This is a genomic window from Thalassospira sp. MCCC 1A01428, from assembly GCF_002115825.1.
Taxonomy (GTDB): Bacteria; Pseudomonadota; Alphaproteobacteria; order Rhodospirillales; family Thalassospiraceae; genus Thalassospira.
This window is the reverse complement of record NZ_JFJZ01000018.1, coordinates 1-26,092: the sequence shown is the minus strand read 5'-3', so window position 1 is coordinate 26,092 and position 26,092 is coordinate 1. Positions and strand designations below refer to the sequence as shown.

19 protein-coding genes are annotated in these 26,092 nt (G+C 51.2%); 9 read left to right on the top strand and 10 right to left on the bottom strand.

The features are described from left to right. Window positions 1-332: 332 nt before the first annotated feature. The 6 genes from THS27_RS14410 to THS27_RS14385 all read left to right on the top strand — a co-directional run bounded on the left by THS27_RS14410 (window position 333) and on the right by THS27_RS14385 (window position 9,258). The gene (locus THS27_RS14410) at window positions 333-1,610 is read left to right on the top strand and encodes an ABC transporter substrate-binding protein (RefSeq protein ID WP_085592046.1); all 1,278 of its coding nucleotides are present in this window, start codon (window positions 333-335) and stop codon (window positions 1,608-1,610) included. A gap of 356 nt (window positions 1,611-1,966) precedes the next feature. Next, entirely contained in the window at window positions 1,967-3,235 is a 1,269-nt protein-coding gene (locus tag THS27_RS14405) for an ABC transporter substrate-binding protein (RefSeq protein ID WP_085592044.1), read from the top strand. 105 nt (window positions 3,236-3,340) lie between these two features. Then, window positions 3,341-4,249 (top strand): carbohydrate ABC transporter permease, encoded by a 909-nt coding sequence (locus THS27_RS14400; RefSeq protein ID WP_085592042.1) that lies wholly within the window; start codon window positions 3,341-3,343, stop codon window positions 4,247-4,249. Then, window positions 4,242-5,129, top strand: coding sequence for a carbohydrate ABC transporter permease (locus THS27_RS14395; protein ID WP_085592040.1), 888 nt, complete (start codon window positions 4,242-4,244; stop codon window positions 5,127-5,129). Before THS27_RS14400 ends, THS27_RS14395 begins: the two co-directional genes overlap by 8 nt. 4 nt (window positions 5,130-5,133) lie before the next feature. Then, window positions 5,134-6,249, top strand: a complete 1,116-nt coding sequence (locus THS27_RS14390; RefSeq protein WP_085592038.1) for an ABC transporter ATP-binding protein — start codon at window positions 5,134-5,136, stop codon at window positions 6,247-6,249. Window positions 6,250-6,396: 147 nt separating this feature from the next. Then, on the top strand, window positions 6,397-9,258 hold the full coding sequence (locus THS27_RS14385; RefSeq protein WP_085592036.1) for a methyl-accepting chemotaxis protein: 2,862 nt from the start codon (window positions 6,397-6,399) through the stop codon (window positions 9,256-9,258). A 32-nt stretch (window positions 9,259-9,290) separates the two neighbouring features. Here THS27_RS14385 and THS27_RS14380 read toward each other — a convergent pair whose 3' ends face one another. The 3 genes from THS27_RS14380 to THS27_RS14370 form a co-directional block, all read right to left on the bottom strand. Further along, window positions 9,291-10,805, bottom strand: a complete 1,515-nt coding sequence (locus THS27_RS14380; RefSeq protein ID WP_246832967.1) for an ATP-binding protein — start codon at window positions 10,803-10,805, stop codon at window positions 9,291-9,293. A 15-nt stretch (window positions 10,806-10,820) separates the two neighbouring features. Then, a complete protein-coding gene (locus THS27_RS14375; RefSeq protein WP_085592034.1) occupies window positions 10,821-11,546 on the bottom strand; it encodes a response regulator in 726 nt (241 codons plus the stop codon). A gap of 194 nt (window positions 11,547-11,740) precedes the next feature. After that, entirely contained in the window at window positions 11,741-13,342 is a 1,602-nt protein-coding gene (locus THS27_RS14370; RefSeq protein WP_246832966.1) for a choice-of-anchor I family protein, read from the bottom strand. A gap of 175 nt (window positions 13,343-13,517) precedes the next feature. Here THS27_RS14370 and THS27_RS14365 point away from each other — a divergent pair, with 175 nt between their 5' ends. Further along, window positions 13,518-14,591, top strand: coding sequence for an NAD(P)/FAD-dependent oxidoreductase (locus THS27_RS14365; protein ID WP_085592032.1), 1,074 nt, complete (start codon window positions 13,518-13,520; stop codon window positions 14,589-14,591). A 235-nt stretch (window positions 14,592-14,826) separates the two neighbouring features. On the opposite strand, the gene pgi is transcribed toward THS27_RS14365, so the two are convergent. From pgi to THS27_RS14330, 7 genes are all read right to left on the bottom strand, one after another. Further along, entirely contained in the window at window positions 14,827-16,473 is a 1,647-nt protein-coding gene (gene pgi, locus THS27_RS14360) for a glucose-6-phosphate isomerase (protein WP_085592030.1), read from the bottom strand. Between the two features lie 128 nt (window positions 16,474-16,601). Continuing rightward, entirely contained in the window at window positions 16,602-17,561 is a 960-nt protein-coding gene (locus tag THS27_RS14355; protein WP_085592029.1) for a PfkB family carbohydrate kinase, read from the bottom strand. Between the two features lie 143 nt (window positions 17,562-17,704). Beyond that, a complete protein-coding gene (locus THS27_RS14350) occupies window positions 17,705-18,286 on the bottom strand; it encodes a tyrosine phosphatase family protein (RefSeq protein WP_085592027.1) in 582 nt (193 codons plus the stop codon). 91 nt (window positions 18,287-18,377) lie between these two features. After that, a complete protein-coding gene (gene speB / locus THS27_RS14345) occupies window positions 18,378-19,343 on the bottom strand; it encodes an agmatinase (RefSeq protein WP_085592025.1) in 966 nt (321 codons plus the stop codon). A gap of 21 nt (window positions 19,344-19,364) precedes the next feature. Further along, window positions 19,365-20,870 (bottom strand): aldehyde dehydrogenase, encoded by a 1,506-nt coding sequence (locus THS27_RS14340; protein ID WP_085592023.1) that lies wholly within the window; start codon window positions 20,868-20,870, stop codon window positions 19,365-19,367. Between the two features lie 65 nt (window positions 20,871-20,935). Beyond that, window positions 20,936-21,484 (bottom strand): cupin domain-containing protein, encoded by a 549-nt coding sequence (locus tag THS27_RS14335; RefSeq protein WP_085592133.1) that lies wholly within the window; start codon window positions 21,482-21,484, stop codon window positions 20,936-20,938. A 32-nt stretch (window positions 21,485-21,516) separates the two neighbouring features. After that, the gene (locus THS27_RS14330; protein WP_085592021.1) at window positions 21,517-22,896 is read right to left on the bottom strand and encodes a glutamine synthetase family protein; all 1,380 of its coding nucleotides are present in this window, start codon (window positions 22,894-22,896) and stop codon (window positions 21,517-21,519) included. A 305-nt stretch (window positions 22,897-23,201) separates the two neighbouring features. Here THS27_RS14330 and THS27_RS14325 point away from each other — a divergent pair, with 305 nt between their 5' ends. Both THS27_RS14325 and THS27_RS14320 read left to right on the top strand, forming a co-directional pair. Then, window positions 23,202-24,572, top strand: coding sequence for an aspartate aminotransferase family protein (locus THS27_RS14325; RefSeq protein ID WP_085592020.1), 1,371 nt, complete (start codon window positions 23,202-23,204; stop codon window positions 24,570-24,572). A 252-nt stretch (window positions 24,573-24,824) separates the two neighbouring features. After that, window positions 24,825-26,092, top strand: a 1,268-nt coding sequence (locus THS27_RS14320) for an FAD-binding oxidoreductase (RefSeq protein WP_139835591.1), incomplete at its 3' end; no start/stop codon positions are given.

The window sequence follows — 26,092 nt, the reverse complement described above, 5'->3', positions numbered from 1 at the left end:
GCACCGCACCCACATTCGCTTCATTCCGTCGTCGCCCCTTGTACAATGAAATAAAAAGCCCTCTTTCCCCTCCCGTGACCTCGTCAAAGTGGAAACTTGCCTGCTCCCCAAAGTCGGCAACAAGGCGCTTGCAACTTTGGATCAGTGACCAAGTGAAGTTCATCTGACAGCGCAAAGAACGCTCCATCATCACAGATACAATGTTAGCGCTATCATTTATTGTAACAGTTCGTTTCAAAATGGCGTCTGGCAATATTCTGTTACACCATTCGGGATGCAAAACCCGACTTCCCGTCGCATGGTCGCTACATCATAAAAAACGGGAGGAAAAAATGTATTCGCTTAAATCACGGTTCAACACGAAAACACTTGGCGCTATTCTTTGTGCAACAGCGCTGGTCACCCCGGCACTCGCCCAGGCCGAACCAACAGTCGAAGTTTTGCACTACTGGACCTCGGGTGGAGAGGCCAAAGCCGCCGTTGCCCTAAAAAACGACTTTGAAGCCCATGGCGGCAAATGGATCGATAGCCCCGTGGCTGGTGGTGGTGGCTCTGCCGCCATGACAGTATTGCGTTCCCGGGTTTTATCAGGGGATGCCCCAACCGCTGTACAATTAAAAAGCCCTGCGATCATGGAATGGGCTGAACAAGGGGCTCTTGCTAATCTCGATGACGTCGCCCAAAAAGAAAAATGGGACGAAATCCTGCCTAAACGCCTTAGCACCCTTATGAAATATGACGGGCATTATGTCGCCGTGCCGGTCAATATTCACCGCACCGATATGATATGGGCCAACCCCGAAGTTCTGGCCAAAGCCGGGGCATCCGAAGTTCCCTCAAACTGGGAGGACTTCAACAAACTGGCCGAAAAGCTGCAGGCGCAAGGCATTGTCCCGCTCGCTCTTGGCGGGCAACCATGGCAGGAAACCATTCTGTTTGAGAATGTCGTTTTGGGTATTGGTGGTACCGGCTTCTATCAAAAGGCCCTTATTGAACAAGACGAAGACGCTCTGAAATCTGACACCATGAAAAAGGTGTTCGACGAAATGCGCATTCTACGCGGTTTTGTCGATAATGACTTTTCCGGTCGTGACTGGAACCTGGCAACGGCCATGGTTATGAATGGCAAAGCCGCCATGCAAGTCATGGGAGATTGGGCAAAAGGCGAATTCATGGCAGCAGGGAAAGTCCCTGGTAAAGATTTCCTCTGTACGGCCACACCGTCAAACCATGGCTATCTGTTTAATACCGACAGCTTCGCCATGTTCCATGTCGAAGGCGCGGATAAGGTCGAGGGGCAAAACCTGCTTGCCAGTTTAATTCTGGGTCAAAAATTCCAGGAAACCTTTAACCTGCTTAAAGGCTCTATTCCGGCGCGCCTTGGCGTGCCGATGGATAAATTCGACGAATGCGCTCTGCAATCGGAAAAAGACATGAAGGCTTCACAGGCATCTGACGGCTTTTTACCCTCGGTCGGTGTAGACATGGCGCTGCCGGGCAACCTGACAGGCACCATTGTCGATACCGTTACAGCGCACTTTAATTCTGAAATGTCGTCGCAAGATGCTGTCGACAAACTGGTTCAGTCTCTTGAACTGGCAAAAGAATAAAATGTGATGTTGGTTCGCCGGCCAGGGCCCCTAAATTTGCGAGGAAGCCCTGACCGGGAACTACTTTTGTTACATGTAGTGTAAAATGCCCTACCCGCTTCGGCTCATTGCACGATAACAACAGAAAACCGGCACCTGCCGCATTTATTCCCACGCGTGCAAACTACCATTCTGTAAAATGTACTAATCAACATTGCCTGAATCCCATTATAATCATGATGGAATTGTATTTTTTGTAACAATACATTTCAAATCCATATCCAGAAACGACCTGTTACAGTTTTGTGGATGCAATAAAGGCCCTCTCGCAGCATGGTGTCGCTGCAATTGGTTTAAAACCAGGGAGGAAACCCTAAATGAAACTTAGCAAATCCATTCTCGCTGCCAGTGTCGGTATTGCCGCACTTGCTTCTGCATCGTTGGCACATGCAGAACCGACCGCCGAAGTCCTGCATTGGTGGACTTCGGGCGGAGAAGCAAAAGCTGTTGCAGCCCTGAAAAAGGATTTCGAGGAACACGGTGGCAAATGGCAGGACAGCCCGGTAGCGGGCGGCGCTGGCGATGCTGCAATGACTGTTCTGCGGTCACGCGTTCTTTCCGGCGATGCCCCAAGTGCCGTACAGCTTAAAGGCCCGTCCATTCAGGAATGGGCCGAACAGGGTGCACTGGCAAACCTGGATGATGTCGCAAAAAAAGAAAATTGGGATGAAGTCATTCCCAAGCGCATCCAGGACATCATGAAATACAAGGGTGATTATGTCGCCGTTCCGGTGAACATTCACCGGGTCAACTGGATTTGGTCAAACCCGGAACTGCTGGCAAAAGTCGGCGCGAAGGAAGGACCGAAAACCTGGGCAGAATTCAACACCCTGGCAGACAAACTGAAAGCTGCCGGCATTACGCCGTTGGCACATGGTGGTCAGCCGTGGCAGGACGCGACGATTTTTGAAACCGTCGTCCTTGGCATGGGTGGTCCGGAATTCTTCCAGAAAGCTCTGGTAGACCTCGACGAAGACGCACTCAAATCTGACACCATGAAAAAAGTGTTCGACGAAATGCGCCAGATCCGCGGTTATGTTGATCCGGACTTCCCGGGTCGTGACTGGAACCTGGCAACTGCCATGGTTATGAATGGCAAAGCCGCCATGCAAATCATGGGCGACTGGGCAAAAGGCGAATTCCTTGCAGCGGGTAAAGTCCCGGGCAAAGACTTCCTTTGCTCTGCAACCCCGGCTGACAATGGCAATGGCTTCTTGTTTAACACTGACAGCTTTGCAATGTTCAAAGTTGACGGCGAAGACAAAATCGAAGGTCAAAAACTTCTGGCCGAGCTGATCGTCGGCAAAAAATTCCAGAAAACCTTCAACCTTCTCAAGGGTTCGATCCCGGCACGTACCGGTGTGTCACTGGATGATTTTGACGATTGCGCCAAAAAATCGGCTGCCGACATGGCTGCTGACGAAAAAACCGGTGGTTTCCTGCCGTCAATGGCACATGGCATGGCACTGCCCGGTCATCTCTCGGGCGCCATTGTTGACGTCGTAACGGCACACTTCAACTCGGATATGTCTTCGGACGAAGCGGTCAACCGCCTTGCTGAAGCAATCGAGCTTGCCAAAGACTGATCTTAAGATCGCATCCGCATTGCCGATCTGGCAATAATCACTGGCCCCGAAACACGGTTTCGGGGCCAGCTTCCCTTATCTTTTAATTATTTTGAGGCAAAGGGCATGGGGGCTTCTTCAAGCACCGAAAGCAACCTGATGGCCAGCCTGCAACGCAATCTGTCCAAGATCGTTGTGGCACCATCCTTTGCGGCGTCCCTGTTTTTCGTCTACGGCTTCATTATTTGGACCGCCTGGATGGCGTTTTCCAAATCGCGCATGATGCCGGTCTATGACTGGGCCGGGCTGCGGCAATATGAACGCCTGTGGCAAATGGAACGCTGGCATGTTGCCATCGAAAACCTGCTGATTTTCGGCGGTCTTTTTATCGTTATCTGCCTTTTCCTGGGCTGCCTGCTGGCTGTTTTGCTTGATCAGCGCATCCGGGCAGAAGGCGTTCTGCGAACAATATTCCTTTACCCGATGGCGCTGTCCTTCATTGTGACCGGCACCACATGGAAATGGATCCTCAATCCCGGTCTTGGTCTTGAAAAGATGATGCATGATCTGGGATGGGCAAGTTTCAAGTTTGACTGGCTGGTGAATTCCGATTTTGCGATTTACACAGTTGTCATTGCCGCCGTCTGGCAGGCATCGGGCTTTATCATGGCCATGTTCCTTGCCGCCCTGCGCGGCGTAGATCAGGACATTATCCGTGCTGCCTATATGGATGGTGCAAGCCTGCCACGTATTTATTTCGGCATTATCATTCCCTCGATCCGCCCGGTATTTCTAAGCGCAATCGTCGTTCTTGCCCATCTGGCAGTCAAAAGTTTCGACCTGGTGATTGCCCTTACCGGTGGTGGACCAGGTTATTCATCCGATCTTCCGGCAACCTTCATGTACACAATGGCCTTCCAGCGTAACCAGCTGGGCATCAGTGCCGCCAGTGCCATGATGATGCTGGCAACCGTGATGGCGATCATTGTGCCATATCTGTATTCCGAACTGCGCGGGGGCAAGAAAAATGGCTGATCTCCAAACCTACGGTCAGGATTCAGGGTTAAAACATACCCTCTTGCGCGGCCTGCTCTATCTGGTTCTGATCCTGTTTTCGATCTATTACCTGTTTCCGTTATTTGTGATGATTACGACATCGCTGAAATCACTAACGGAAATTCGCGAAGGATCGCTCATCTCCCTACCCCGTGTAGTTACCTTCGACGCCTGGAATTATGCCTGGAACGAAGCCTGCGTGGGTGTTGAATGCTCAGGCATCAAAACCTTCTTCTGGAACTCGGTCCAGATGGCCATTCCGGCAGTTTTGATCTCGACCATCCTTGGGGCGTTAAACGGCTATGCCCTGACCAAATTCCGGTTCAAGGGCGCGAACATCGTCTTTGCCATGTTGTTGTTTGGCTGCTTTGTGCCTTTTCAGGTTGTGCTTTTACCAATGTCAGTGACCTTGGGCAAACTTGGTATCGCCAATTCAACCATGGGGCTGGTTCTGGTCCATGTGGTATATGGCCTGTGCTTTACCACGTTGTTCTTCCGCAATTACTACGTGTCGATCCCGGATGAACTGGTCAAAGCGGCAACCATCGACGGTGCCGGTTTCTTTACCATTTTCTGGCGGATCATCCTGCCGATTTCCGGCCCGATCATTGTTGTTTCCATCATCTGGCAGTTTACCCAGATCTGGAATGACTTCCTGTTCGGTGCTTCGTTTAGTTCTGGTGGCAGTGCACCGATGACTGTCGCCCTCAATAATATCGTCAACACCACGACGGGCGTTAAGCAATACAACGTTGATATGGCCTCAGCATTGCTGACCGGGCTTCCGACACTGCTTGTCTATGTGCTGGCAGGTAAATATTTCGTCCGTGGCCTGACCGCCGGTTCGGTGAAGGGATAAAGAAATGGCATCACTCACCCTTGATAAAGTCCGCAAGACTTTCGGATCTGTCGAGGTCCTCAAAGAAATCAATCTGGCGATTGAAGACGGCGAGTTTCTCGTTCTTGTTGGCCCGTCTGGCTGCGGCAAATCGACCCTGCTTAACCTGATAGCCGGTCTGGAAACATCGTCTGACGGTGAAATTCGCATTGGTGATCGCGTTATCAATAACGTGCATCCCAAGGATCGTAACATCGCCATGGTGTTCCAGTCCTATGCGCTTTATCCCAACATGACAGTTCGCAAAAACATCACCTTTGGTCTTGAAATTCGGGGTGTTTCGGCATCCGAACGTGACAAGGCCGTCGATGATGTCGCTCGCCTGCTACAAATCGAAAACCTGCTGGACCGCAAACCGTCCCAGCTTTCCGGTGGTCAGCGTCAGCGTGTTGCCATGGGCCGTGCACTGGTGCGGAACCCGGACATTTTCCTGTTTGACGAACCATTGTCAAACCTGGATGCCAAGCTGCGCGTTGATATGCGTACCGAAATCAAAAAACTTCATCATCGTCTTGGGTCCACCATCGTTTACGTAACCCACGACCAGATCGAAGCCATGACCCTGGCATCACGCATTGCCGTGATGAAAGGCGGCATCCTGCAACAGTTCGATACGCCGCAACATATCTATGAAAAACCGAACAACATGTTTGTTGCCGGTTTCATCGGCTCGCCGTCGATGAATTTCATTGAAGCCAAACTGGTTGACGATAACGGTAAAATTGCCGTGACGTTTGACAATAACGGCCAAAAAGTTGTTTTGCCGCTGCTTGAAAACAGCCCGGAAAGCTATAAGTCCTGGGTTGGCAAGGATGTTGTTTTTGGTATTCGCCCCGAAGGGCTGACCCACAAACGCACAGGGTCGGATAAACCCGGCAGCCAATATGTCAATTTCGATGCCAAAGTCGAAGTCATTGAACCCACCGGTGCCGACACCATGACGGTGATCAATCTTGGTGGAAAGGAAATCGTCGCCCGCGTCAGACCGGACCGCGCGACAAACCCCGGAGAAATGATGACATTCTCTGCGGATATGAATCAGATCAGTCTGTTTGATCCAACAACGGAACTTCGGATCTGATCTGAATGGCGGGTGGTTCTGGGGGCCACCCGCCATTATTTTTGCTATTGTGAATGCGCTGATAAGCAAGCTGGTCAATTAGAACCGGCATTTATCGTGCGTATAAATAACACATAAAAAATACGTTCTTTTAGGGAGGAACGACATATGACCACCCCGAACCGCACCAAAGGTGCAGGAATACGTTTTAAATTGGGGGCATCTTTTGGCGCAATGGCAGCACTGACTGCAATTGCCGCAATCGTTGGCATTATATCAATCGAGCGGATTGCCTCTTCGCTAAATGAAGTTACTCACACATCCTCTGTGACATCGGCCTTAAAAGCGGCCGACGAAAGCAACGCGATTGCTGTTCTGGCATCCGAAATGGCAACCAACCCCCAGGCTGATATTCAAAGTCTGTCGACACGGGCTATCAGCCGGATGGAAAAGCTGGAAGAAGCAACAACCGGCACCGACCTTGAAAAAGATGCCGGGCAATTGCGCCCACATTTATCATCCCTGATCTCGGCGGCACAAACCCGGCAGAAAAATGATAATCAGGTCACACAAAACATCGCCGCGCTGCGCAATCAGCACGACGAGTTTCGCAAACAGGTTAGCCAGCATATTGATGCGGCAAATGCCAACCTGGTTAATAACAGCAATAACGTCATTGCAACTGCCAGCAAAAACCTTGACCAACTTATTTCCAACGAAGTTGGTACGCTACGCACGACCCTGACCTTGCAAGCAGAAGGAAACCGGGTGGTGGGCTTGCTCATCGAGGCTGCAAATGCCGCAAGCCCTGCCCTGTTAAACGAACTACAAACCAAATTTGACGCCGCCAGTCAGCAATTGCAAGAATTAGGCGGCGCCTCAGGCTCGCCGGACCTGCAACAGATTACGGAAACCCTGATCGGGTTTGGGCAGGGTAACAACAATATCTTCGCCATTCGCCAAAACGAAATCACGGCAACAACGCAATCCAGTGCTGTTTTTCGCAATGCCCGCGAAGGACTGGAAGCCAAATTACACGAAACCTTCGGCAGCCTTAATCAATCGGTCAATGGTCTTTCCCTACCCGATGCTGAACGGTTTCATTTAAACGCACTGGTCGCCGAGGCCTATGCCCTGATGGTTGCCGGAACCGCATCGCAAACCGCAGACCAGGCCAAAGAATTCAAAAAACAGTTTCTGAAATTTTACCGCGACAATCGTAAAATCCCCGAAACAATTGCGCCCACCCTTAAAAAGCCAATTGGTGATTTTTTCAAACTGGGAAGCACACGCGGCGGGTTGTTTGACTTGCGCAAACAGGAACTTGATGCCATCGAACGGGCGACAACAACCTGGTCGCGACTTGCCAATGACCGCAAAACCGAATTATTAGCCACACAAACCGCTTTTCGTGACGCCATTTTACCTGTGGTAAATGCGGCCGATGAAAGTTTGCGCACCAAAACAGCCAGCATCCAGCAACAAACCCAGTCTGATCTGGGCGGATTATTAAACCACGACTTGACGGCCCTCATTACAATGGCCCGGCTTGAATCCGTTGGCAATCTAGCCATCGGCTATCAAAATCAGGCGGCAGCCACCCCCGACATGGCCGTCCTTAACGAACTTTCAAACCGCCTCGGCGACATTGGTAAAACCACCAACCAATTATCAAACACCCTTAAAAACCAGGCTGATTTAATATCAGCAGCACAAAAACTGGGCGTACCCGATGTTATCATCGGCCCGCAACACACAGCAATTGAAGCCCGCCAAACGGCTGGAAACGAACTGAACAATGTGCGTGAAACCGTTGAAACAATGGGAGTTCAGGGAGTTGCAACCGCCGCCGGAAAGCAGGCCCGTGCGGTGGAAGAACAATCAACCAGGGTTATCATTCAGGGACGGTGGGCCTTAATCGCCATTGGCATTGCATCACTGGTTTTTGCCGGGTTGCTTGCGTGGCTGTATGTTGGGCGCGGCCTGATTGCGCGGCTGGAAGGCATGCGCAACGCCATGAATGAAATTGCCCATGGCAATACCGACATCACCATTGAAGACAAAGGTTCCGACGAAATTTCGGCAATGAACCGTACATTAGAGGTTTTCCGTAATAATGCCGCTGAAATTCGTGTTGCCAACGACCGCGAGGAAAACCAGCGTGTACAGGCAACACAGGAACGCAAAAACGCACTTAATGCCATGGCAGACAATTTTGAAAAACGGATCAAATCGCTTGCCAGTGATATTGGCGTTGCCGCCCAAACCATGCACCAGTCAGCTGAAAGTCTGGGCAAACACAGCACATTAAGTGCCGAACGTTCCGATAGTGCGGCACGCGCCACGCGGGAAACGGCATCATCCGTACAAACAGTTGCGGCCGCTGCCGAACAGCTGATGGCCTCTATTGGTGAAATTCGCCGTCAAACAAGTGAATCCACCCATATTGCCAAATCAACCTCGGCCCGGGCCGAAGATTCCGCCCAAAGCATGGATCAGCTTAACCAGCTTGCCATTGAAATTGGCGATGTTATTACCCTGATTTCCGATATCGCTACCCAAACCAATATGCTGGCCTTGAATGCCACCATCGAAGCAGCCCGCGCTGGCGACGCCGGTAAAGGTTTTGCCGTTGTTGCCAACGAGGTCAAACATCTGGCGGACCAGACAGCAAAGGCAACAGCGGATATAGAAACCCGTGTTAAAGCGGTTCAAACCGCAACACAAGAAACCCGCGGCGAAATAAAGGCAATCAGCGATACCATCGGTGCGCTAGATGCAATCACGGCCAATTTGTCGGATGCCATCGAACAGCAGGCATCGGCCACACGCGAAATTTCACAAAATGCCCAAGCTGCCAATTCCACCACCCGGCGCGCCGCCGATGATGTCGGCCAGGCCAACCAGGTTGTTTTGGAAACGGGTGAAATATCAAAGGACGTTTTGGGATCTGCCCGCGATCTAAGTGAACGTGCTGCGCACATTCAACGTGAAGTCGATGCCTTTTTACGCGATGTCCGAAATTCGTGAGCAGGCCCATCATACCGTAACCGTCTGGTAATTTAACTGCCAGACGGTGCCTGCATTTGTACTTTGCGGGGCAGCCTTATCGTGACCTTCAACCCGCGACGGGGCATATTGCCAAGGGTAATATGCCCCTCATGTGCATCAATGACTGTTTTCACAATCGATAGTCCCAGCCCGCTCCCGCCAGTGCTGCGCGCACGCGATCCTTCAACCCGGTAAAACGGCAAAAACACCTTGTCCTGTTCGTCTTCGGGGATGCCCGGTCCTTCATCATGAATAACCACAATAACGTCATCTGCGGTAGCATCCAGGCTAACATAGGCCCGATGACCATATTTCAGCGCATTGTTAATCAGGTTGGTAAAGGCCCGCTTCAATGTGCCCGCCCGGCAGGTCAGGCGAATACTGCGTTTATCTCCAAACGAATGGGCTTCATCATTTTTGCTGCCAAACACGGTGTTCACCAGATTAAATGTTAGCGGCTTCGGCCCTTCAAACATCACCGGGCGCCCCAAATCGGCGTAGTCATCACAAATGGCTTCAAGAACAGATGTAAAATCGACAGTCCGTTCCTCTTCCTTGTGAATCCAGTCACCCAGAAAATCCAGTGCGTCACTTAGAAGTTCATCCATTTCATCAAGGTCACGCAACACGGTTTCACGTAATTCATCATTATCAATAAATTCGGCCCGCAACCGCAACCTTGTGCTGGGTGTCCGCAAATCATGCGAGATGGCAGCCAGCATCCGGGTGCGATCTTCCAGCATCCGGGCTATGCGCTGACGTAGGGCATTATAGGCTTCCGCCATTGATCGCGCTTCGGTTGGGCCACGTTCTTCAACTGGTTCGCCTTCAACCTCGTCACCATTTTTGCGAATGGCGCTTGCCAGTGTTTTAAATGGTCCCGCCAACAAATCGGCCAATGCGGCAAATACTGCCAGAACGGCAATAACGCCCACCAAAAACATAATAAATACAACCGAGGGCGACGCATAATCGTTCCATAACCGGGCATGAGACAGCATCATACGGCGCCCCGATGGCAGGGTAAGCTCGATCTGGGCCTTTAACCCCAACCGGGCAATTTCGCGGGATAACTGGGCAAAAAACAGACTGGGGCTTTTGGCTTGTTCAATCACGTCGCGCTGTTCAACACTAAGCCTTCCGTGTCGAAAATGAACTTTCACCGCACTGGGCCATCCTGCATCCCCCAACCGCACCGGCATGGCAATATGCTGGGCCGGGCGCGAATACAAAAGCAGGCTTTCGACTTCCTGTACTGGCAACAATTCGACATGAAGGCCATCCTGCGCACCAACATTGCGGGCGTTGCCGCGCAATTCGGGGTTTTCCGCAATCAGTACCAGCTCACGAATGGTAAAACCCAGCGTATAGGCTTTGCTGATGCGTTCCGAGCGGTCAATAACGTAAATTGATGCCATGCTGGCAAGCCCGGCAATAATCAGCCCGCCAATCATCATGATCAAAAAAATGCGACCGCCCAAAGTGCGCGGTTTAAACCTGCGGGATTTTTCCAATACACCCTGCACCGCCTGCCCTCCGGCCTAAAGCGGGGAAACGTCGGCGCAAAACTGATAACCAATACCGCGCACAGTTTTTATCAGTTTCGGGTTTTTGGCATCTTTTTCAATTTTACGCCGCAACCGGCTGATCTGAATATCAATACTGCGATCAAACGGGATCGAACTTTGCCCGCGAACAATATCAACCAGCTGGTCGCGCGATAACGGGCGCTTGTTATGCTTTACCAGGGCACGCAGCAGAGAAAATTCTCCGGTTGATAAATGAACGACCACGTCATCCGCATCGCGCAATTCCCGCGATCCCAAATTCAGCACCCAATTACCAAAACGAACTTTTTCGGAACTGTTTTCAACAATTTCCGTCGTGCCGGTTTCGGCCCGACGGAAAATGGCACGAATGCGCGCCAGCAATTCACGCGGGTTAAACGGTTTGGTCAAATAATCATCTGCGCCCAGTTCCAGCCCCAAAATCCGGTCGGTATCCTCGCCAACAGCAGTCAGCATGATAATCGGAATTTTCGAGGTGCGACGCACGTCCCGGCACAGGGCAAAGCCATCTTCGCCGGGCAGCATGATATCGAGAATCAAAAGATCAATATTCCAGTCCCGCAATGCCTTGCGCATTTCCGTCCCGTCGGAAACCGTGGTCATACGATATCCGTGCTGCATCAGAAACTTTTTCAACAGTTTCTGTATTTCCTGGTCATCATCGACAACAAGAATATGGGGTTCACGACGGGAATTCAGGCTCTGTCTCCTGTAAAATCAATGGCTTTGGCCGATTGCGGCGGAGTGTAGTCGGTTTTTGTAACAATTTGAAGCATTCTGCGTGTGTCCCCCTGCCAATTTCACTTCACAGGCAAAAATGACGAGCCAAATTAAAACCTGGCCCGCCATTAAAACACTTCTATCCGTACAGCACTTATGGGCCGGGCGGAATTTTATTTAAGGTCATAAACCTTGGTACTACCCGAAACCTCCGAGGCGATCACCAACATCGCATTACCGGTTGGGCTGTTATCAGCATCAATAAACAACATACCTTCGGGGGCCAGTTCACCTGCACTGTCATTTTTGGGATCCCCATCAAATTTGCGGTCGGTATGATAAGTCACAAATTGCGGGTTTGCAGGGTTGGTAAGGTCATAAACCATAAAACCGCCCTGACGTTCCAAACCGATAAATGCATAGGGTGTACCGTTGACATAGCCACTGGTAACCCCTTCCGGTTCCGGGCCTTTATCATCCGAACGATCATCAAAACTGCCATTTTCACTGCTGTCAGAATTAAAATTCTTCGCAAAATGCGCAGACAGATATTGTTCGAACTGGTCCCCGCTGTCAAAAATCATCCCGGCCTGCTCGTTCAGTACCGAAAATGACCGCCCGCCGAAGGTATAAAGCTGGTCAAAATCACCGTCCCCATCCACGTCACCCTGTGCCGTTGTGACTTTCAGGCGGCCAAGATTTTTCTTTTCCTGCAATGTTTTCGCATCAGGAAACGCCGTTGGGTCCAACTTTAAATCGCCAATGCGAGCCTCTTCGCTATACCCGGCATAATCACGAGAATCGCCTTCATTGGCGATAATAAAATAGTTTTTCCCATCAATTTCAATACCATCAATAGTGTCAGGCATATACATGCCAAACACCGGCCACGGCTTTATATTGATGGCATCATCTTTGTTGCTAGCATCAAGGGCATTTACAGAATGGTTTTTAAAACCAAGGCCAACAACATCCGTCACACGTGCGGTTGCAATATCAACAATCGCGATAGCGTTGTTTTCCTGCAATGTCACATAAGCTTTGCTGCCATCGGCGCTAACCGCAATATATTCCGGCTCCACATCCTGGGCGACGCTGGATGTACCGGGATTTGCCGTGCGCATGCCAACCGGCAAATCAATATTATTTAGCCCCTCAAAGGTGGCAAATCTGACATTTTCATCTGTAATTTTAGAAATATCCGACGGCACAGAAATAACGGCAACGCTTCCTTCCGGGTCGTTATCAAATGCGTCATTCGGTTCACCTTCATTGGCTACCAGCACATATTTACCGTCATGAGTAAATTTAATCATGTCTGGCAGTGCACCAACCGTTACGGCTGCTTTGAAGTGACCATTAACGTCAAAAAAAACGGCCTTTCCAGGTGCTTGCTTGTCGGTGTTTTCAACTGCTGCAACAACCAGCCCATCATGTACCGAAACACTGTTGGCTGCCTTACCCCATTTTGCCAGGTCGATTGTCGAAATTTTGCGCACATTCAGCGGGTCGGCCAAATCAAGAATATCAATTCCCTTATCGCCACCATTGACGACAAATGCCCGTTTGCTAGCCCCGTCAAACGTAACAATTTCAGCACCACCTTCATCAAACAATTGTGTCCGATATTCACCCAGCGGCGTAATCGACAGCGAATGTAGCGGGCTGTTGGCGCTACGCAATGAAATGTCGTTTTTCATTTGTGCTGCATTACCTGTGCTGGCCAATAAAAAGCCCGAAATGGCAACACCTGCCAGCAATATGGAACGACGCATGACTTGGCCCTTTGTATTAATGAAATTTGTTAAGCCACGCACAATGGGACAAGGGCGTAACAGTTTCATGACCGTAATATGATGCTTTGATAAATATCTTTGCAAATGCTGTGCGCCATTCACGCCACTGAACCGTATTAGAAAGGTAGCATTTTCAACAGGAAACGCATTTACCATGACCTTACAAAAAATTGCAGTGATCGGAGCGGGCATTACCGGGTTAAACGCAGCCTGCATTCTTCACCTGGCAGGTCTGGACGTGCATGTTTTTGAAAAAAGCCGGGGCCTTGGTGGTCGACTGGCAACACGGCGTAGCGATTTTGGAATATTTAATCACGGTGCGCAATTTGCCACGGCCCGCCACCCTGATTTTATCAAATACCTGAAAATGGCCCAACAAAAAGGTGCCGCAGAACAATGGGTTCCTACACCCCATGTGCCACAGCAAAACAATAACACCCGTTCCATACCTGGTGGCTCGCTCGACAGGCAAAACCATCAAGATAGCAATGCTGGCTGGTTCCGTGGCACGCCGGCAATGAACAATCTGGTGGCACCTCTTGATTGTGGTTTTACCATCAATAAAAACACCCGCATCTCCGCAATCCGCCCACTGGATAATGAACAGTTCGAACTGTTCAGTCAGGAAGGACCACGTTCCGGGCACCGTATAAAACCACAGTCCCACGGCATCTTTGACGGCGTTATCGTTGCCATACCCGCACCGCAATGCGCCGAAATTCTCATGCCATTGTCGCCCAGATTTGATGGCATTGGCGATGTTACAATGGCACCTTGCTGGGCTGTCATGATCGCATTCCAAAACAAGGCAGCAACGGGTTTTGATGTTTTACCCGATGCCCATCCCGATATTGCATGGATCGGACGTAACCCGAATAACGCGCCTTCCGCAGCACCAGACAATATGTTTGACCGCTGGACAATTCACGCATCCCCACAGTGGTCACAGGACCATCTGGAAAATGACGCCGAAACAGTCGGCCATCTGATAGAAACCCGCCTGCAATCATTGTTTAAAGACATGAACATCACCACCCCGCCAATTGTCATGCGGCAAGCCCATCGCTGGCGTTATGCCCGCACAATCAAGCCACTGGGCCAAAGTCACCTGTCATCGCTTGATGGCCGGATCGTTGCCGCTGGCGACTGGTGCATGGGCGCAAGGATCGAAGCTGCGTTTCAAAGCGGCGAATCAGCTGCCCGTGCAATCATGGCGGTTTGTAAATAGTCCGTGCCTGCTATATCAAAGCTTGTTGATCAAAACCGGCCAACAAGCCCCTCAATCGGCGGTCGGGCTCGACAAAGCCCTTGCCTTTCGCCGCACGGGCCGCCCGACGCCAACGCATCTATCCAATGACCGATAAGTGCGTCTTCGTATTAAAACTTGTGCGACTGCAGCCCAAACAGAAAGGCAGCGCCACGTATTGCGCTGCCTTTGTAAAATCCAAGAAAACCCGGAAAGATCAGGATTGCAACGTTCGCAATTCTGCAATCAGGCCTGCGGTCGAGGCATCGCGCTGGTCTGCACTTTCAGCCCCTTGCACCATCGGCAACAGCTCCTTTGCCAACTGTTTGCCAAGTTCAACACCCCACTGGTCGTAGGAATTTACATTCCAAACAACACCCTGAACAAAAATCTTATGTTCATACATGGCAATCAACCGCCCCAGCGTGAACGGGTCCAACTGGCGATACAGGATCATGGTGCTGGGTTTATTCCCGGCAAAAACCTTATGCGGTGCTAAAACATCGATTTCATCGGCAGCTATACCTTGTAAATCAAGCTCCTGGCGCACTTCTGTTTCGGTTTTACCAACCATCAGGGCTTCAGCCTGGGCAAAACAATTGGCCACCAGTTTGTCATGGTGATTTTGCAAGTCATGAAGCGGTTTTGCCGCAATCAGAAAATCAACCGGGATAAGTTCGGTTCCCTGATGGATCAACTGATAAAAGGCATGCTGCCCATTCGTACCAGGTTCGCCCCAGATCACCGGCCCGGTAGAAGTTTGTACCGGCTTGCCATCGCGGGTAACAGATTTACCATTACTTTCCATATCGGCTTGCTGCAAATAAGCCGGCAAACGCGATAAATGCTGGTCATAGGGCAAAATAGCGTGGCTGGATGCCCCTAGAATGTTGCGATACCACACCCCGATCAACCCCAGAATAACCGGAATATTTTCCGCCAGCGGAGCCGTTTTAAAATGCTCGTCCATTGCGGCACCGCCGCGTAGCATTTCTTCAAACCGGTCATAACCAACAGCCAATATAATCGGCAAACCAATAGCCGACCACAGGCTGTAGCGGCCACCAACCCAGTCCCAGAAACCAAAGGCATTTTCAGTATCAATGCCAAATTCGGCAACTTTATCCAGCGCTGTTGAAACCGCAACAAAATGCTTTGCCACTGCCGCATCATCGCCAAGCGCATTCACCAGCCATGACCGCGCAGAATAGGCATTGGTCAGGGTTTCATCGGTAGTGAAGGTTTTTGAAGCGATGATAAACAGGGTTGTTTCCGCATCCAGGCCCTTTAGCGTATCAACAATATGGGCCCCGTCGACATTGGAAACAAAATGGCAGGTAATCCCGTCAATATGATAGGGCCTCAGGGCCTCATTCACCATCACCGGGCCAAGGTCGGACCCGCCAATACCAATATTGACCACATCGGTAATTTTTTTACCCGTGTGTCCCTGCCATTGTCCATTATGAACACGGCTGGCAAAGTCCTTTAAGCGGGCCAAAACATCCTTGATGCCGGGCATAATATCTTCGCCATCCACCTCAATGGCATCGCCATCCAGGTTGCGCAAGGCGGTGTGCAATACGGCACGGTGTTCGGTAATGTTGATACGTTCGCCCGCAAACATCCGGTCGCGCCAATCAATAACGCCCGCCTCTTTTGCCAGCTCAAGAAGGCCATTTAACACATTGTCGGTGATCAGATTTTTGGAATAATCGACAAATAAATCATCCAGTGTGGAATGATAGCGCAAAAAACGCGCCGGATCTTCGGCAAAGGCTTCACGCAGGTTCAGATTGGCGGAAACATCTTCACCAATCTGTTTCAGGTTTTCCCAGCATTCGCTTAAATGGTCTGTCGACATGCTATCCTCGATTTACAGGTCGTTGGGCCGTGTGGCCGGTGCAATACTGTGTGGGACAGTCTATAGACAATATAGGGCGATCCTGTGAACAATCGCCCTATATTGAATATTTTGATTAAATAACGAAATCAGACCGCAGCCATAAATGTCAAAACTTCGCTTTCCGTCGGCAAGGCGTTAATGGCCCCGCGCTTGGTTGCAGTTAACGCACCAACCGCATTGGCAAAACGACACGCAGCCTTAACCTGTTCCGCCGACGATAACAATTCGCTGTTTTTTAACAAACGTGACAAAAACCCGGCGGTAAAACCATCGCCCGCCCCTGTCGCATCGACCGATGTTACTGAAAAGGGTTCGGCAAAACCATTCCACCGGGTGGTATAAAACCGGCTGCCTTTTGACCCCATGGTCACGATAACCAGTTTCCAGTGATCACACCACAGCTGCTTGACCCCGGCTTCAAAGTCTTCTTCACCGGTCAGGAATGTCACTTCATCATCCGAAATTTTAACAATATCGGCTTTTGAAATCGCCAGGCGTAAAATTTCGCGTGCCTTGTCCTCGTTGGGCCACAGTGGCAAACGCAAGTTGGGATCACACGAAATAATCGCGCCGCCTTCACGGGCAATTTCAATGGCGCGCAAGGTTGCAGCACGCGGGTCATCATCAATCATGCACAATGTGCCGTAATGAAACAGCTCGCACCCGGTCAGCATTCCGGTATCAAGGTCAGCCGGTGACAACAGCATATCGGCCGAGGGCGAACGATAGAACGAAAATTCGCGTTCCCCATCCGCACGCAACGACACAAACGCCAGCCCGGTTAAGGCTTCCTTGGTCAAAACAATGCCCGATGTATCAACATTGTCGGCTTTCAACGTATCAACCAGAAAATGCCCAAAGGCATCATCACCCAACTTGCCAATAAAGCCGGTTTCAATGCCCAGCCGTTGCAAACCCACAGCCACGTTGCCCGGCGCCCCACCGGCAGCCTTGGCAAAGGCTGGCGCGTCGGCAAGTCCTGTGCCGGTGACTGTCGGCACAAAATCAATCAACAACTCGCCAAGGCAAACTGCTTTTGCCGTCATCTATATTCTCCGCTTTTTTTCGCCGGTATAAAACCGACCTGTAACGTTACCGGTGTGGGACTGCCTTCTTTTAATCGATTCAATCCGCCGCGCAAAGAAAAAGCCGCTGCACCAGACAACGGCTTGATCAATCAGTACAAATTTCAATCGGTCGCCATATCGACTTCGCGTTTGCGGCCAATTTCGGTCATCCAGGTTACAAAATGCGGATCGCGTTTGATCTGGCGGCCATAATGACGACGAAGTGCTGCACTAAAACGGCCTTCACGGCCCAGGATATCGTCGGCATAGTCAATCATAACGGAATTGGGCCAGGCCTGGGGGCGAATGAAAACGATCTGTTCAAACAGGTCATCCTCGGAAATTTCAGGCTGGGCCTGTGCCATCAACATTGCCATTGATGCCGTTGATCGTGAAACCCCCATATGGCAATGCACCAGTAAATGCCCGTCTTCGCGCAAATCGCAGGATTTCGCCAGTTCATCGCCAAAGGCCAGCACTTTTTCCACGTGGTCGCGCCGGGGCATTTCCATGCCCGGCCGGTCCTCGATAATATCATGGAACCGCAAAATCGTGCGTTCATGCGGCGCAAAGTTCTGAAAGGCTTCCGGGTCCGGGGTTTCCGGGTCCAGCACCGACAAAATATGGGTTACTTTGCGTTCAGCATGGCTGGGAAGTTCTTCAATACCGCAGATCGTCAGCAGCGAAATCGAAACCGATTGCATGGCATCATCCTGTTGTGGCGTAAAAAAGAAACGACCGGCATCCTACCCGGACACCGGCCATTTTTAAACGCATCAACAGAAGGTTTAGCGATTATTTCTTATTTGCCGCGTGCAAATTCAGCATTTCCCACGCCATTGTCGCCCCGGCAAGCGAGGTAATGTCGGACACATCAAACGGAGGAGACACTTCAACCACGTCGCTACCGATCAGATTGATGCCTTCAAGCCCGCGCAAAATCGACACCGCCTGGTGGCTGGTTAATCCGCCCAGAACCGGTGTTCCGGTACCTGGCGCATAGCACGGATCAAGCCCGTCGATATCAAAGGTGATATAGGTCGGGCGATCACCAACTGTTTCCTTGATACGGGTAACAATTTCCGCAATCGACATCGCCTGCACATCGGGGCCGTACAAAATGTTGTACCCGTGCGTTGATTCATTGTGGGTACGAATACCCACCTGGATCGATTTTGACGGATCGACAATGCCCTTCTGTGCCGCGTGCCAAAACATAGTGCCATGGTCGATCCGGTCGCCATCATCTTCCCAGGTATCGGAATGGGCATCGAACTGAATAAGCGAAATGCCATCACCATATTTTTCTGCATGGGCCTTGAGGATCGGATAGCTGATAAAATGATCACCGCCAATCGTCAGCATTTTGGCCCCCGACTGCACGATATCACGTGCATGATCCTCGATCATTTCCGGCAGTTTTTCCGGATGACCAGGATCAATCACCATATCGCCGTAATCGATCACGGCCAGTTCGGCAAAAATATCGCGGCCCGAGGGAAAGTGCGGTGCCCATGCAAGGTTCGCCGACGCACGGCGCACGCCCTGCGGCCCAAGACGTGTGCCCGGGCGGCTTGATGTTGCCAAATCATAGGGTACACCCGTTACCGCCACATCAATACCATTGAGATCGCGGCTATAACGGCGGCGCATAAAAGACAACGCACCGGAATACATCGGCTCGCTGGTGTTTTGATGCACCGATTTTGCGGTAAAGGCGTTATCGCCGCCTTTGGTGTCAATGACGCCGGTACTGCTCATTTTTAATCCGCCCTTTCAATCTCAGGCGTCGCCCAGTGCAATCCAGGTCGACTTGATTTCACAATATTTGTCCAGTGCATGAAGCGACCGGTCACGACCGGTGCCAGACTGTTTATAGCCGCCAAACGGCATGGTCATCGACCCGCCATCCCAGCAATTGACCCAAACCAGCCCGGCCCGCAATTTGCGTGCTGCGAGATGCGCCTTGTTGATGTCGCTGGTCCAGACCGCTGCAGCAAGCCCGTAAGGCGTATCGTTGGCGGTTTTAACGGCTTCTTTCCAATCGGCAACTGAAATCACCGACAGGACCGGGCCAAAAATTTCTTCCCGCGCAATGGTCATATCATTGTTAACGCCGTCAAACACCGTGGGTTCAACGTAATAACCACCCGTTTCGGTCCGCACCTGCTTGCCCCCCATAGACAAGCGCGCCCCTTCGGACTGGCCCTTTTCAATATAACCCAAAACCCGGTTCATCTGGGTTTCATCCACAATAGCGCCCATTTCGCTGGCAGGGTCCAACGGGTCGCCCGGCTGCATGGCTTTGCCAGCCGCAATCACTTTTTCAATCAGTTCATCCCTGATTGATTCTTCGACAATCAAACGTGACCCTGCCGTACAGACTTCACCCTGATTATAAAAGATACCGCCTGCCGCTGCTTCTGCTGCCGCGTCCAGGTCCGGGCAATCAGCCAGAACAATATTTGGGCTTTTGCCCCCACATTCCAGCCACACCCGCTTCATGTTGGACTGCCCCGCATATTGCAAAAACAGCTTGCCCACTTCGCCCGACCCGGTAAAGGCAATACAGTCCACATCTTCGTGCAGGCCAAGGGCCTTGCCCGCGGTCGGGCCAAACCCGGGCACCACATTCAAAACACCTTCGGGCAAACCTGCTTCAACCGCCAATTCAGCCACGCGAAGTGCGGTCAAGGACGATTGCTCTGCCGGTTTAAGGATAATCGAATTCCCCATCGCCAAGGCCGGGCCCAATTTCCACACCGCCATCATCAACGGAAAATTCCATGGCACCACAGCAGCAACGACGCCCAATGGTTCGCGCGTAATCATACCGATCGAATGCGGGTCAGATGGCGAAATTTCGTCGTAAATCTTGTCGATTGCTTCGGCGTACCAGCGAATGCATTTATAGGACAAAGGAATATCATCACGCACAGCCAGCGTAATCGGCTTGCCCATATCAAGGCTTTCGAGCAGGGCCAGTTCGCTTGCATGTTTTTCCATCAGGTCGGCAAATCGCATCATCACCGCCTTGCGCGTGCCAGGCGATGCTTCCGACCAGCTACCTTTTTCAAACACGGCCCGTGCCGCCACAACCGCACGATCCACGTCGGCCAGGTCACATTCGGCAATTTTGGTCAGAACCGCGCCATCACGCGGGCTGATGCAATCAAATGTCTTGCCCGACAGCGCATCAACATAATCACCGTTGATAAACGCCTTGTTACGGAAACTCAGGCTGCTGGCCTGCGATTTAAGGGCTTCAAAACTAAGGGGGCTTGTCATGGGATAACTCCTTTCGCAGGGCTGGCCTTTAGTGTGCCGCACCTTGCTTGCGCATAATTGTGAATTCAGTATGACGGTGGTGTTGCGGCACTGACCACTTCGCATTCAACGTCACCCGAATTGCGAAACCGATGCGGAATTTCGGCATTAAAATAATAGGCATCTCCGGCACTTAATATCTGCACCCGATCGCCAACCGTTACTTCAAGTTTGCCTCGCACCACAACACCGGCCTCTTCGCCTTTTTGCACAATCAGTTTACTGCCGGTATCACCACCGACCGGGTAAATTTCGTGCAAAACGCGCAACTGCCGATCCTTGCGGGTTGCCCCGACCAAACGCATCGACATTGTGCCGTCGGACAGTTCAACCAGATCATCGCGTTTAAAGAAAATTTCTTCACCATTGTCGATATCAATGGTGAAGAAATCTATCATCGTAATCGGTATGCCCTGCAACACCTTTGCCAGCGAGTCTACCGACGGGCTAACCCGGTTTTGCTCGATGGTGGAAATCGTACTGTTTGTCACCCCGGCACGTCGTGCCAGTTCACGTTGCGACAGACCATACATATTCCGGATTGCCTTCAGACGATCTCCGACCTTGTGGCTCATCTTTTTATCCTCGGCACCGGCAATCCCGACACTCAAACGGCGTCCAGATACCAACGATGTTCCAGCGGTGTGACCTCGGCAAAAAACTCGTCATACTCGGCACGGCGGCAAACATCGAACACCTCGACAAACTGTTCACCCAAATAATCGCGCATGATCTTGCCATTCACAAAATGGTCCAATGCCGAAATCATGCTGCGCGGCACAACCAGGCCATTGTTTTGCTCGTAGCCATTGCCTTCAACCGGTTCACCAGGGTCAAGCTTGTTTTTCAAACCATAATGAACACCGGCCAACACACATGCCAACACCAGATACGGGTTTGCATCGGCCCCTGAAACCCGGTGTTCTACCCGTGCGGCCTTGGCATTGCCCGCAGGGACACGCAACGCCACAGTCCGGTTGTTCAGGCCCCAGTTCGGCGACATCGGCGCATAGGCCTTATTCTGAAACCGGCGATAGGAATTCGGATTGGGAGCAAAAACAGCCATGCTTTCAAACATGGATGCCTGCAAGCCACCAATGGCATTTTTCAACAGATCGGAAACTTCTTCGTCACCAACCGGGCTGAAAACATTGTTTCCTTCGGCATCACGCAAGCTGACATGAATATGCAGCCCGTTGCCCGCCTGATCAGAATACGGTTTTGCCATGAAGGTTGCTGTCACCTTGTTGTCCCAGGCGATGCCTTTGACAACGCGTTTAAGCTGCATGGCGTGATCCGCAGCTTCCATCGGGTCGCTGACATGGCCGAGATTAATCTCAAACTGGCCGGGGCCTGCTTCTGCAACAATCGTATCGGCCGGAATACCCTGCCGGTTTAACTCGCTTACAGCATCGTGCAAAACCCGGTCAAAATTTTCAATTTCCTGAAGGCCATAAACCTGAATACCGTCGGACGCATAACTGCCATCAAGAGGTGCGGGTGGAATGGGCCGCCCGGTTTCGTTCTGATCAGCCAGATAAAATTCCAGTTCCAGCGCCACAGTCGGGTAAAACCCGTCTGCAGCCAAACGATTTACGACAGATTGCAACACATTACGCGGATCAGCGAAAAATGGCTCTCCATCCAGATCGTAAAGCGAGACCATAACCTGTGCCAGCGCCTGTTCCCCATAGGGAACACGATGAAGTGTGCCCGTAATCGGTTTGGCAACACTGTCACGGTCTCCACTGGACCATAAAAGACCGGTTCCTTCCGGGTTATCCCCGGTAATATCGACCAGACAGATCGACCCCGGCATATTAATGCCTTCGCCGTAGCTTTTGAGGAACTTGTTTTTCGTGACACGCTTGCCACGAAAAACCCCATTGATATCCGGGAGCAACAACTCAACCAGTTCAATATCAGGATTTGCCTCAAAAAACCGCTGGGCTTCCGCCCTACTGTCTTCGACGAACGACGTGTTCATCGTCTAATACTCCCTGCACGGCTGTTCATTTATGTCATAACATTGTCATCGTGCCGCGCCGCATCAAAACGGTCAAGCCTTCGTTCGATATATCGTTCAAGTTCCCCAAATTACAGAGTTACCTTAAATACAGAACCACACCCGACAACAAGGTTATATCAAACCACATCGGTGAAAACCCGCCACTAATTCTTATGACGTGCGAATAAATTTATCACTTGCAAAGGTGTTCAAAAAAACGAACACTTGGTTCAAACGTTCGACATTTCGGACAAGAAAGCCCTGTTACGCCGTCAGGAGAAGTCATGAACAAGCCCGAAAAAACTGCCTATTGGCAAAATCTTGACCAACAACACCATATCCATCCGTTTACCGACACGGCCGATCTGAACAAACGCGGCGCGCGCATTATCAAATCGGCATCAGGTGTCTTTATTGAAGACAGCGACGGTAACAAATACCTTGATGGCATGGCAGGTCTGTGGTGCGTCAATATCGGCTATGGTCGCAAGGAACTGGCAGAAGCAGCCTATAAGCAAATGCTTGAACTGCCGTACTACAATAACTTTTTCCAATGCGCGCATGAACCGGTGATCGAACTTTCAAAGGTTCTGGCTGAAATTACGCCTGCGCATATGAACCATGTTTTTTATGCCAATTCAGGGTCCGAAGCGAATGATACCGTTGTTCGGATGGTCCGCCAATACTGGAACCTGAAAGGCAAGCCGGACAAAAACTATATTGTCAGCCGCAAAAATGCCTATCACGGATCAACCGTAGCAGGAGCATCCCTGGGCGGAATGGCCGGAATGCATGCACAGGGCGGTCCGATGCTGCCCAATGTAGTGCATATTGATCAGCCGTACTGGTACGGCGAAGGTGGTGATTACACCCCCGAAGAATTCGGTTTGATCTCCGCACAAAAGCTGGAAGCGAAAATCGAGGAACTGGGCGCGGAAAATGTCGGTGCCTTTATCGGCGAACCGATCCAGGGCGCGGGCGGCGTCATTATTCCACCATCAACCTATTGGCCCGAAATTCAGCGTATTTGCAAGAAATACGATATTTTGCTGATTGCTGACGAAGTCATTTGCGGCTTTGGTCGTACCGGCAACTGGTTTGGGTCCGATACTTTTGATATCAAACCCGACCTGATGCCGATGGCAAAGGGCATGTCGTCAGGCTATTTGCCGATTTCGGCTGTTATGGTTGGTGACCGTGTTGCCGATGTTCTTATCAATGAATGCGGAGAATTCACCCACGGCTTTACCTATTCGGGGCACCCGGCATCAGCGGCGGTCGCGCTTGAAAATATTCGCATCATTCGCGACGAAAAAATGATCGAGCGGGTACGCGATGATATTGGCCCGTATTTCCGTAAACAACTGGCGACACTGGAAGACCACCCGTTGGTTGGTGCCGTTGAAAGTGTCGGGTTAATTGCCGGCATGCCACTGGTGGCCGACAAGAAAACCCGCAAAGGTTTTGATAAACCCGGCACTGTTGGCACCATTTGCCGTGATTTCTGTGTTGCGAATGGCGTTATCATGCGGGCCTGTGGTGACCGCATGGTGCTATCACCACCGCTGATTATCAGCCAGGATGAAGTTGACGAAGTTGTCAAACGTGCCCGTGCGGCCTTTGATGCTACGGCCAAAAAGATTGGCGTGATGTAAACTTTACCGATTGGCGCCATTGCGAACACCCGGCATGATCATGATTGTGCCGGGTGTTTTATTTTGTCACAACAATCAGGCTCGTATTCCGGTGCCATGGGAAGGATTAATCTGTTTGCTTTATGCTCAAATGATTATACGTCCCGCGCAGCCAAAATCATGCCAATTACGAAAGATAGCGACGCCCATTATCAAAACTGCCTTATCCTGCGCCGCGTCATTCATATTTGCCAATAATGGTGAAAACCAGATATGCCCCAAACTGCATCGCCCCTTCGCCGTCTGTATGAACCAGACGCTTACCAAACAACCACGCTTCCCCGCAGCTTTTGGGCAGATAGCGTAGGTGCCCTTCCCGCCTGTCAGGTAGCCCCCACCGCCGATACCCTGAAAACCGACATCGCTATCATTGGGGGTGGTTATACCGGGTTATCGGCGGCTTTGCGCCTTGCACAATCAGGGCGATCAGTATCGGTATTTGAAGCGGGTCGCCCGGGCTGGGGTGCATCTGGCCGCAATGGCGGGTTTTGCTGTCTGGGTGGGTCAATTCATTCATTTGGTATATTGGCAAAACAATTTGGCGAGGACGCCAGCCGCCAGTTTGCGACCCACCAGCGCGCCGCGATTGACCTGGTTGCCCACCGCATTTCAAATTGGCAGGCAAATGTCGATCGCCATTCTGACGGCGAAATGGTCTTGGCCCACAAAGCCAGCCGCATTGAAGACTTACACGAAGAAGCGCGCGAATTAAGCCATTTCACCGATATCAAAAGTACATTTCACACTGCAGATTCGTTACGCGAAATGGGTATGAATGCCAATGGTGTTGCAGGAGGGTTGCATGTAAAAGCAGGATTTGGCCTTCATCCGTTCAAATATCTTGCTGCGCTGCACAAGGCCTGCCTTGCCGCAGGTGTTCAGATTTTCGAACAGGCGGAAATTCAAGACATTGATGAAACCCCCGCAAACGTCATCCTGCAATGCGGGGATTGCCGCATCACCGCAGACCACGCCATCATCGCCACCAACGGATACAGTGCTGAAAACCTGCCCCAATGGCTGGCCGGGCGGTTATTGCCTGTCATATCGGGCATTCTGGTTACCCGCCCGCTAAGCGACAGCGAATGGCGCGCGCAAGGCTGGACCAGCGATATGATGGCCTATGATACACGAGTTTTGCTGCATTATTTTCGTAAATTGCCTGACGGGCGTTTCATGTTTGGCGGCCGCGGCGGCCTTAACGCCACACCAGACGGGCAGAAAAAGGCCCGTGCCACATTAATTCGTGAATTTCACACCATGTTTCCAGCATGGCGCAATATAGAAATCACCCACCACTGGAATGGTCTTGCCTGTCTGTCACAATCCTATCGGCCGTTTGTCGGAAAAATCACCAGCCAGCAACGAATATGGGCATCGCTGGCTTATCACGGCAATGGTGTGGCCATGGCCAGCTATTGCGGTGATTTGCTTGCACAGCATATAACGGGAAAAGTCACCACTAGGTGTTTAGTCCCGGC

Bases quoted from the DNA above. Each gene is read 5' to 3' on its own strand.
- THS27_RS14330 (WP_085592021.1), bottom strand. From the start codon at position 22,896: ATGAACACGTCGTTCGTCGAAGACAGTAGGGCGGAAGCCCAGCGGTTT.
- THS27_RS14370 (WP_246832966.1), bottom strand. From the start codon at position 13,342: ATGCGTCGTTCCATATTGCTGGCAGGTGTTGCCATTTCGGGCTTTTTA.
- THS27_RS14355 (WP_085592029.1), bottom strand. From the start codon at position 17,561: ATGACGGCAAAAGCAGTTTGCCTTGGCGAGTTGTTGATTGATTTTGTG.
- THS27_RS14400 (WP_085592042.1), top strand. From the start codon at position 3,341: ATGGGGGCTTCTTCAAGCACCGAAAGCAACCTGATGGCCAGCCTGCAA.
- pgi (WP_085592030.1), bottom strand. From the start codon at position 16,473: ATGTCGACAGACCATTTAAGCGAATGCTGGGAAAACCTGAAACAGATT.
- THS27_RS14405 (WP_085592044.1), top strand. From the start codon at position 1,967: ATGAAACTTAGCAAATCCATTCTCGCTGCCAGTGTCGGTATTGCCGCA.
- THS27_RS14340 (WP_085592023.1), bottom strand. From the start codon at position 20,870: ATGACAAGCCCCCTTAGTTTTGAAGCCCTTAAATCGCAGGCCAGCAGC.
- THS27_RS14325 (WP_085592020.1), top strand. From the start codon at position 23,202: ATGAACAAGCCCGAAAAAACTGCCTATTGGCAAAATCTTGACCAACAA.
- THS27_RS14385 (WP_085592036.1), top strand. From the start codon at position 6,397: ATGACCACCCCGAACCGCACCAAAGGTGCAGGAATACGTTTTAAATTG.
- THS27_RS14350 (WP_085592027.1), bottom strand. From the start codon at position 18,286: ATGCAATCGGTTTCGATTTCGCTGCTGACGATCTGCGGTATTGAAGAA.
- THS27_RS14410 (WP_085592046.1), top strand. From the start codon at position 333: ATGTATTCGCTTAAATCACGGTTCAACACGAAAACACTTGGCGCTATT.
- THS27_RS14390 (WP_085592038.1), top strand. From the start codon at position 5,134: ATGGCATCACTCACCCTTGATAAAGTCCGCAAGACTTTCGGATCTGTC.
- THS27_RS14395 (WP_085592040.1), top strand. From the start codon at position 4,242: ATGGCTGATCTCCAAACCTACGGTCAGGATTCAGGGTTAAAACATACC.
- speB (WP_085592025.1), bottom strand. From the start codon at position 19,343: ATGAGCAGTACCGGCGTCATTGACACCAAAGGCGGCGATAACGCCTTT.
- THS27_RS14365 (WP_085592032.1), top strand. From the start codon at position 13,518: ATGACCTTACAAAAAATTGCAGTGATCGGAGCGGGCATTACCGGGTTA.
- THS27_RS14335 (WP_085592133.1), bottom strand. From the start codon at position 21,484: ATGAGCCACAAGGTCGGAGATCGTCTGAAGGCAATCCGGAATATGTAT.